Source organism: Romboutsia sp. MSSM.1001216sp_RTP31141st1_G3_RTP31141_220114, assembly GCF_039031195.1.
Classification (GTDB): Bacteria; Bacillota; Clostridia; order Peptostreptococcales; family Peptostreptococcaceae; genus Romboutsia_C; species Romboutsia_C hominis.
On sequence record NZ_JBCIUO010000033.1, the window covers coordinates 1 to 9,875 of the forward strand.

Sequence of the window (9,875 nt, forward strand, 5' to 3'; positions counted from 1 at the left end):
GTTAAGCTCTTTAGCGCTGATGGTACTTGGAGGGCGACCTCCTGGGAGAGTAAGACGTAGCCACGTAATCTTTTTTTGCGTTCAAAAATATAAAAATTTTAAGTATTTAATATTGGAATAAATTTATAAAAAAAATGCAAATTAAAAAAATATGTTGTGAAAAAAAGTTTAATAAACTACAATTACCTTAAGAGTGAAAATTTTCGTAATCTTGGAAACGATTCCGATAACGTTTCCAAAATTGCTAAATAAAATATTTAGTCAATAAAAAGGGGGATTGTAGGTGAATTTATCAGAAAGCCTAAAATTAAAAACTAATAAAGACATATCTGATTGTTCAAATGAGGAAATTTATTTTGCATTATTAGAATTAGTTCAAGAGCTTAGCGAGAAAAAAGTAATCAAAAATCAAGGCAAAAAGAAATTATATTATATATCAGCAGAATTCTTGATAGGAAAATTATTATCTAGTAATTTGATAAATTTAGGTATATATGATCAAGTAAAAGAAATCTTATTAAAGCATGGAAAAAATATATCTGAGATAGAAGAGATAGAGCCTGAGCCATCTTTAGGAAATGGTGGTCTTGGTAGATTATCAGCATGTTTTCTAGATTCTATAGCAACTTTGGGAATTCCAGGAGATGGTATTGGTTTAAATTATCATTTTGGTTTATTTAAACAAGTATTCAATAATAACTTACAAACAGAAGAAAAAAATGAATGGATTGATAAGTCCAGGTGGTTGAATAAAACCAATACGACTTATGATATTAATTTTGGGGAATTTACTTTAAGATCTATACTTTATGATATTAATGTTACAGGATATAATAACCAAACTAATAAACTTCATTTATTTGATATAGAAACGATTGATGAAAGTATAGTAAAAGATGGTATAGATTTTGATAAAGATAATATTGAAAAGAATCTTACTTTATTCTTATATCCTGATGATAGTGATGAAGAAGGTCGTCTTCTTCGAATTTATCAACAATATTTCATGGTAAGTAATGGTGCTAGATATATATTAGATGAGTGTATGGCAAAAGGAAGCAACTTACATGACTTAGATGAATATGCAGTAATACAGATAAACGATACTCATCCAACTTTGATTATACCAGAACTTATACGTTTATTAGTTGAAAGAGGAATAGAATTAGATGAGTCTATAAAAATTGTAACTAAAACATGTGCATATACTAACCACACAATTTTAGCTGAAGCTCTAGAAAAATGGCCTATTAAATATTTAGAAAAGGTTGTTCCACAACTTATACCTATAATAAATGAGTTAGATGATAGAGTTAGAGAAATTTATGAAGATGAGTCTGTGTACATTATAGATAAAAATGATAATGTAAATATGGCTCATATAGATATACACTATAGTTTTAGTGTAAATGGAGTAGCATCGCTTCATACTAATATATTAAAAAGCAATGAATTAAATAATTTTTATAAAATTTATCCTGAAAAGTTTAATAATAAAACGAATGGAATAACATTTAGAAGATGGCTTATTCATTGTAATCCACTATTAACAGAGTTTATAGAAGAATTGATAGGGGACGAATTTAAAGCTGAGGCAGAAAAATTGCAAGACTTGATAAAATATATAAATGATGAAAAAGTACTTCAAAAGTTATTAGATATAAAACATTCTAATAAAGTTGAATTAAAAAATTATCTTAAAAAGACTCAAAATATAGATATAGATGAAAATTCTATTTTTGATATACAAATAAAAAGGTTACATGAATATAAAAGGCAACAAATGAATGCATTATATGTAATTTATAAGTATTTGCAAATTAAACAAGGGAATACACCAAAAACTCCTATTACAGTTATATTTGGAGCAAAAGCTGCCCCAGCATATACTATTGCAAAAGATATAATACATTTAATATTATGTTTACAAGAACTTGTAAATAATAATGAAGAAGTTAGTAAATATTTAAAAGTTGTAATGGTTGAAAATTATAATGTTACTATTGCAGAAAAACTAATACCGGCATGCGATATATCAGAACAGATTTCATTAGCTTCAAAGGAAGCAAGTGGAACTGGTAATATGAAATTTATGCTAAATGGAGCATTAACGCTAGGTACAGAAGATGGAGCTAATGTAGAAATACATGAACTTGTTGGAGATGATAATATATTTATATTTGGGGAGAAGAGTGATAATGTAATTAAACACTATGAAAATGGAGATTATGACCCTCTTGATATTTATATAAAGGATAAAAATATAAAAGAAATAGTAGATTTTATTGTTAGTGAAGAGTTAATGCACATTGGATGTGAAGAAAATCTTATTAGGCTATATAAAGAAATAATAAGGAAAGATTGGTTTATGGCTTTATTAGATTTTAATGAGTATTGCAAAAAGAAAGAGGAAGTCTTTAAAGAATATGAAAATAGAAATAAGTGGGCAAAAAGAATGCTAGTTAATATAAGTAAAGCAGGTTATTTTTCTTCAGATAGAACTATAAATCAGTATAATAAAGGTATTTGGAAGTTACAGTAGAAAAGTCAATTATAAAACAGTATATGATTACTAAAAATAAAGGACAAAGTATAAAAGAATAATTTCTTGATTTTGAGAATTGTAGATGATAATATTTAAGTAAAGGGGGCAGGAAATCGATATTAGTAATGTTTTCGGTAACGTTACCAGTGAAATTTCAAAGGGATGCAAATTAAAAAAGGGGGATTTACTATGATTAAATTGAAAAAGTTTGTAACAATTGCGTTATCTGCAGTTTTAACAACAGCAGCACTAACAGGATGTTCTTCATCCTCTGATGATAGTGCAGCTAAGGAAGATGGTAAAGGATCAGTATATTACCTAAACTTCAAGCCAGAATCAGAACCACAATGGAAGAAAATTGCTGAGGATTATGAAAAAGAAACTGGTGTAAAAGTAAAAGTTGTTACAGCTGCAAGTGGAACTTATGAACAAACATTAAAGTCAGAAATAGCTAAAAAAGATGCTCCTACATTATTCCAAATAAATGGTCCAGTAGGATATGAATCATGGAAAGAGTATTGTGCTGATTTAAAAGATACAAAGCTTTATAGTAACTTATTAAATCAAGATATGGCTATAAAAGATGGGGATGGAGTGTATGGTATACCTTATGTTGAGGAAGGGTATGGTATAATATACAACCAAGAAATAATGGATAAATACTTTGCATTAGATGGTGCAAAAGCTAAATCAATAGATGAAATAAATAATTTTGCAAAATTGAAAGAAGTTTCAGAAGATATGCAATCTAAAAAAGATCAATTAGGGATAGATGGAGTATTTGCTTCTACATCACTAACTCCTGGTGAAGATTGGAGATGGCAGACTCATTTAGCGAATCTTCCTGTTTATTATGAATATAAAGATAAGGGAGTATCTAACTTAGACAAAATAGATTTTACTTATTCAGATAACTTTAAAAATATATTTGACCTATACATAAATAACTCAACTTGTGAACCTGCATTATTAGGTAGCAAGACAGTTTCAGACTCAATGGCTGAATTTGCACTTGGAAAAGCTGCAATGGTTCAAAATGGTAACTGGGGATGGAGTCAAATATCAGAAGTTGAAGGAAATACTGTTAAAGCAGAAAATGTTAAATTTATGCCGATATATACAGGTATTGAAGGTGAAGAAAAACAAGGACTTTGTATAGGAACAGAAAATTTCTTCTCTATAAATAGTAAAGCTTCAGAAGCAGATCAAAAAGCATCAATTGAGTTTGTTGAATGGTTATTCACTTCTGATACAGGTAAAAATCATGTAACAAATGAATTAGGTTTCATAGCTCCATTTAATACTTTCAAAGATTCAGAAACACCTCAAGATCCATTAGCTAAAGAAGTTTTAAGATATTTAGGAAATAAAGATTTATACAATGTAGACTGGAACTTTACTTCTTTCCCTAGCCAAACATTTAAAGATGATTTTGGTGCAGCATTACTTGAGTATTGTAATGGAAATATGAAGTGGGAAGATGTTAAGAAATTAGTAGTTGAAGAATGGGCAAGTGAAAAAGAAGCATCTAAATAAATTTTGAATTAATTTGATTTGTAAGTGAAAGGGCTTAGCCATAGATAACAGTATAATATCGTTAATATAATTTAGGATAAATCCTATTTATTTGATGAGAGAAATGCTTGTTTATGGTTTAAGCTTTTTCTTTAAACTAATTTGTTATAAGAAGTTTAAAATTATTAATATTAGGGGGAACATTATGCAAAAAGCACTAAAAAAATACTTTCCGATATTCCTAACTCCAACTCTGATTGCATTTTCTATTGCATTTATAATTCCTTTTATAACAGGTTTATATTTATCTTTTTGTGAGTTTATTACAATAAGTGATGCAACATTTGTAGGAATAGAAAACTATAAAAAGGCTTTTTCAGCAGGTCAAGGGTTTGTTGAGGCTTTTGGATTTACTACGATATTTACAATTATATCTATTATAACAGTTAACATACTTGCATTTACCCTTGCTTATTTTTTAACAAAAAAGATAAGAGGGACAAACTTTTTCAGAACTGTATTTTTCATGCCAAACTTAATAGGTGGGATAGTTCTTGGGTATACTTGGCAGTCTATGATAAATTTATTTTTAGCTAATTATGGAACGACTCTTGTTGCTAATCAAAAGTATGGCTTTATAGGATTAATTATACTTATGAATTGGCAAATGATAGGATATATGATGATTATTTATATAGCTGGGCTTCAAAGTGTGCCTAATGAATTAATAGAGTCAGCAAAAATTGATGGAGCAACAAAATGGCAGACGCTAAAAAATGTAACTATACCAATGGTAATGCCATCTATTACAATTTGTACTTTTTTAACTTTATCAAATAGCTTTAAGTTATTTGACCAAAACTTAGCATTAACTAATGGAGCCCCAATGCATAAAACAGAAATGCTAGCTCTTAATATAGTTAATACATTCTATGGAAGAAATAATTATGAGGGTGTTGGTCAAGCTAAGGCAGTTATATTCTTTGTTATAGTAGCGGTAATAGCTCTTTCTCAATTATACTTCACTAGAAAGAAGGAGGTTGAACAGTAATGCAAAACACAATGGCTAGAAAAAAGAATGTAGGAGACAATATAGTATTTATTATACTTTGTGCATTAGTAGTAGTATTTTTAGCACCGATTATATTTATAGTTGTAAATTCATTTAAGGGAAAATTCTTTATAAGTGACAATCCTTTTTCCTTACCTACTGCAGAAACATTTGTAGGTATCACAAATTATATTAATGGTTTACAGAAAACAGGGTTTTTAAGTGCTATTGGATGGTCATTTTTTATTACAATAATGTCAGTAGTAGTAATTTTACTTTTTACTTCTATGACAGCATATTACATTACAAGAGTAAAGAGTAAATTTACAAGTGTGTTGTATTACTTATTTGTATTTTCTATGATAGTACCTTTTCAAATGGTAATGTTCCCGATGTCAAAGTTAGCTGATACTTTACACCTAGCAAATCCATTAGGTATGGTAGCTTTATACTTAGGATTTGGGTCAGGATTATCGATATTTATGTTTAGTGGTTTTATAAAATCAATTCCATTAGAAATAGAAGAAGCTGCTATGATAGATGGATGTAATCCTTTACAAACATATTTTTATATAGTGCTTCCTATTTTAAAACCAACTGCAATCACTGTTGCCATATTAAATGCTATGTGGATATGGAATGACTATTTATTACCTTATTTAGTTATAGGTTTATCTACAAAATACAAAACTATACCAGTAGTAATTCAAATGTTAGTAGGCTCAAATGGAAATAGAGATATGGGCGCAATGATGGCGATGTTAGTATTAGCAATCATTCCTATTATAATTTTCTATTTAATATGTCAAAAGCACATAATAGAAGGTGTAGTTGCTGGTGCTGTCAAAGGATAACATAAGGGGTAGAGGAGAGATATTATGAGAAGAAGTGGTATGTTGCTACCTATTGCAAGTTTACCTTCAAAATATGGAATAGGAAGTTTTTCAAAGGAAGCTTATGATTTTGTAGATATATTAGAAAAAGCAGGTCAGAGTTTATGGCAAATACTGCCTCTAGGGCCTACAGGATATGGTGATTCTCCTTACCAATCATTTTCAACTTTTGCAGGGAATCCATACTTTATAGATTTAGATGAATTGGTTAAAGAAGGACTTTTATCTGAAGAAGAATGTAATAGTTATGACTGGGGAAGTAACAATAAATATATAGACTATGAAAAAATATACTTGTCAAGATTTAAAATTTTAAGAAAGGCTTATGAAAGAAGTAACATAAGTAAAAATAAAATATTTAAAGAATACTGTGAAATAAATAAGTGGTGGTTACACGATTATGCGCTATATATGTCTATAAAAGATTCTTTTAGCTCAAAGTCATGGATAGAGTGGGATGATGATATTAGATCAAGAAAAGAAGAAACTATATTGAAATATGAAGAAAAGTTAAAAGATGATATTACATTTTATAAGTATCAACAATATCTATTCACTAAACAATGGAGTAAACTTAAAGCTTATGCAAATGAAAAAGGAATATCAATAATAGGAGATATACCTATATATGTAGCTTTAGATAGCTCTGATACATGGGCTAATCCAGAGTTGTTTCAATTAGATAAGGATTGTATTCCTACAGCTGTAGCGGGTTGTCCTCCAGATGGTTTTTCTGAAACAGGCCAATTATGGGGAAATCCACTGTATTATTGGGAATATCATAAATATACAGAGTATGAGTGGTGGATTAAAAGAATAGAGTATTCTCTTAAATTATATGATGTTGTAAGGATAGATCATTTTAGAGGTTTTGATGAGTATTATTCTATACCATATGGAGAAAAAACGGCCATAAATGGAGCGTGGGAAAAAGGTCCAGGTTTAGATTTATTTAAATATATAAAAGAAAAGCTAGGAGATGTAGAAATAATAGCAGAAGATCTAGGTTTTTTAACAGAAAGTGTAAAACAGCTTTTAAAAGATACAGGATACCCAGGTATGAAAATACTACAGTTTGCTTTTGATTCAAGGGAAGAAAGTGATTATTTACCTCATAATTATGACAAAAATTGTATAGTATATACAGGAACTCATGATAATAGTACAATTAAAGGGTGGTATGAGAAAATTAATCCGCAAGATAAAAGAATGTGTGTTAATTACATGAATAATAAATATACTAGAGAAAGTATAATACACTGGGATTTTATATGCTTAGCTATGAGAAGTGTAGCTAATACTTGTATAATACCCGTTCAGGACTATTTAGGATTAGGTAATGAAGCTAGAATAAATATACCATCTACATTAGGGGATAACTGGAAATGGAGAATGAATCCAAATTGTTTCTCTAAAAATTTAATAAAAAAAATAAGGATGTTAACAAAGCTATATGGAAGAAAATAATTTTGAAATATATTATGTGATGTGTTAATGCATTAAAATATTAAATTGAAAGGAAGCCGTTGATATGAAGGCAATCACAATTAAAGATATAGCAAAAAAATGTGGCGTAGGAGTAAGTACGGTATCAAGGGCTATCAATAATCATCCAGATATAAATGAAGAAACTAGACGAATGATTATGGAAGTAATAAAAGAAAGTAACTTTATTCCTAATAATAGTGCCAGAAATTTAAAACTTTCAGATACGAAAACTATAGGAGTATTAATAAAAGGTATAGATAACCCATTTTTTCAAAATATGATAAAAGTATTTGAAGAAGAAATACAAAATAGAAAATATACATTTATATTACATAGAGTAGACTCTAGTCAAGATGAGGTCGAGGTAGCTTTAGAGCTTATAAAAGAAAAAAGATTAAAAGGAATAGTATTTTTAGGTGGATCTTTTTCACACCAAGAGGATAAGTTACAAGAAATAAAAATACCATTTGTACTAAGTACAATAGCTATAACAGATAATGTAGATAAGAATTTATATTCATCAGTATCGGTTGATGACGTATATGAAAGTAAAAAGATAGTAGACTTTTTATGTGATAATGGACATAAAAAAATTGCAATTCTAGCATCATATAGTACAGATATGAGTATAAGTAATTTACGTTTAGAAGGATACAGAAAGTCTTTAAGAAGTAGAAATATTCCAATAAATGAAAATTTAATTAGATATACCTGGGATAGCCCTAATTCATATAGTATGGAGAATGGATATAATCTAACTAAAGAGCTTATAAACTCTAAAGAAGAATTTACTGCTATTTATGCAATTTCTGATAGTATGGCTATTGGAGCATGTAAAGCTATACTAGAGTCTGGAAAAAGGATACCAGAAGATTACTCTGTTGTAGGATTTGATGGATTAGATATTACATATTATTATAATCCATCTATAACAACAATACGCCAACCTATTGAGGAAATGGCAAAGGAGACCACTAAGATATTATTTGACTTAATTAATAAGAAAAGTAAAAATCAACATAAAATCTTTGAAGGAAAATTGCTTGTAAGACAATCAACTTCTAAATTAGATAAATAAATTTGGAAAATAAGAATAATTTTAAGTAATGATTACAACTAATAGAAAGGATTTTTTATGGATAATTTATTTAGATATGATGGCAAGTTTTGGGAAACGTTAGATAATATAACAGATATAGTAGTGTTAAATTTTTTATTCATAGTTTTTAGTATACCAGTTATAACAATAGGAGCATCCTTAACAGCGACATATTCTGTAGCTTTAAAAAAGGTTAAAGATGAAGATGTACATGTTACTAAAGAGTTTATAAAACGATTTAAAGAGAATTTTAAAATTAGCACTGTAGTATGGATATTAATGATAGTAGTTGGAAGTGTATTATTACTAGATTTTCACATATCTAATTTAATATCTGATAAAACTTTGGGGGTAATATTAAAGCTTATATCTACGATAGTAGGGATAATATTTTTATTTAACTTTACATATGTATTTCCTATTATATCTAAATTTAATAACACTATAAAAAATACTATAGTAAATTCTATTCTTATATCAATACAAAACCTACCTTATACAATAATAATGTTGACTATGAATTTATTATGTATAATATTGATGTTTTCATTAGTTGATTATTTTGGATATATATTATTTTTTTATATGGTAATTGGATTTGGGATTACTTCATATATTAACTCTATATTTTTAAATAAAATATTTTACAAATATATAAATTAAAAAAGTATAAATATATTTATTTAATAATAAGTAATATAATAGCATAGATTAATCTATGCTTTTTTTATGTAATTGGATAAGGCGTTATGACATGACGCTTTGCCGATACATTGCTTAATTAAAGTAAATTTTTTATTGTTTATTATGACTTAGATAAAATTTAAAAAAGTTAATAAATTAGTTGATAATGTGGATAAAAAATGGATTGAAAGAGTTTTACTTAATATAACACTACTTAGTAATGTTAATAAAATCCTACACAAATAAATTTTTAAAAATATATTACAAAAAAATTAAAAAAATATGTTGACTAATAATTAGAAAGGTGATAAAGTATTACTTGTCCAAGAGATACGGACGAAAAATAAAACGAAAGAAAATCTTGACTAAAGGTTAATAACCTGGTAAGATAAGTAAGTCGAGAAAATGAACTTTGAAAATTAAACAGTAGGTTAATTTATATAACTAATGATTCTTAAAAGAATCGAATACAACCAAGCCAGATATTCAGATAATGATAGTCTGAGCAGGTAACAACTTTTACTTGAGAGTTTGATCCTGGCTCAGGATGAACGCTGGCGGCGTGCCTAACACATGCAAGTCGAGCGATTCTCTTCGGAG

Annotated in this window: 7 protein-coding genes and 1 rRNA gene; all 8 read left to right on the forward strand. The window is 28.1% G+C overall.

Translation table 11 applies throughout. From position 1 onward, the window contains the following. Positions 1-283: 283 nt before the first annotated feature. Entirely contained in the window at positions 284-2,542 is a 2,259-nt protein-coding gene (locus ABCP60_RS15285; RefSeq protein ID WP_343102106.1) for a glycogen/starch/alpha-glucan phosphorylase, read from the forward strand. Positions 2,543-2,734: 192 nt separating this feature from the next. Continuing rightward, entirely contained in the window at positions 2,735-4,081 is a 1,347-nt protein-coding gene (locus tag ABCP60_RS15290; protein ID WP_343102107.1) for an ABC transporter substrate-binding protein, read from the forward strand. A 184-nt stretch (positions 4,082-4,265) separates the two neighbouring features. Next, a complete protein-coding gene (locus tag ABCP60_RS15295) occupies positions 4,266-5,111 on the forward strand; it encodes a sugar ABC transporter permease (RefSeq protein WP_343102108.1) in 846 nt (281 codons plus the stop codon). Beyond that, positions 5,111-5,965: a carbohydrate ABC transporter permease gene (locus ABCP60_RS15300; protein WP_343102109.1), complete on the forward strand. Its 855-nt coding sequence runs from the start codon at positions 5,111-5,113 to the stop codon at positions 5,963-5,965. Before ABCP60_RS15295 ends, ABCP60_RS15300 begins: the two co-directional genes overlap by 1 nt. 24 nt (positions 5,966-5,989) lie before the next feature. Further along, positions 5,990-7,471: a 4-alpha-glucanotransferase gene (gene malQ, locus ABCP60_RS15305; protein WP_343102110.1), complete on the forward strand. Its 1,482-nt coding sequence runs from the start codon at positions 5,990-5,992 to the stop codon at positions 7,469-7,471. Between the two features lie 64 nt (positions 7,472-7,535). Further along, on the forward strand, positions 7,536-8,570 hold the full coding sequence (locus ABCP60_RS15310) for a LacI family DNA-binding transcriptional regulator (RefSeq protein ID WP_166506044.1): 1,035 nt from the start codon (positions 7,536-7,538) through the stop codon (positions 8,568-8,570). 57 nt (positions 8,571-8,627) lie between these two features. After that, positions 8,628-9,254: a YesL family protein gene (locus tag ABCP60_RS15315; protein WP_343102111.1), complete on the forward strand. Its 627-nt coding sequence runs from the start codon at positions 8,628-8,630 to the stop codon at positions 9,252-9,254. Positions 9,255-9,794: 540 nt separating this feature from the next. Beyond that, a 16S ribosomal RNA gene (locus tag ABCP60_RS15320) occupies positions 9,795-9,875 on the forward strand; the annotation flags it as partial.

Excerpts from the sequence above, each read along its gene's own strand:
- ABCP60_RS15315 (WP_343102111.1), top strand. The coding sequence starts at position 8,628 with ATGGATAATTTATTTAGATATGATGGCAAGTTTTGGGAAACGTTAGAT.
- ABCP60_RS15310 (WP_166506044.1), top strand. The coding sequence starts at position 7,536 with ATGAAGGCAATCACAATTAAAGATATAGCAAAAAAATGTGGCGTAGGA.
- ABCP60_RS15295 (WP_343102108.1), top strand. The coding sequence starts at position 4,266 with ATGCAAAAAGCACTAAAAAAATACTTTCCGATATTCCTAACTCCAACT.
- ABCP60_RS15290 (WP_343102107.1), top strand. The coding sequence starts at position 2,735 with ATGATTAAATTGAAAAAGTTTGTAACAATTGCGTTATCTGCAGTTTTA.
- malQ (WP_343102110.1), top strand. The coding sequence starts at position 5,990 with ATGAGAAGAAGTGGTATGTTGCTACCTATTGCAAGTTTACCTTCAAAA.
- ABCP60_RS15300 (WP_343102109.1), top strand. The coding sequence starts at position 5,111 with ATGCAAAACACAATGGCTAGAAAAAAGAATGTAGGAGACAATATAGTA.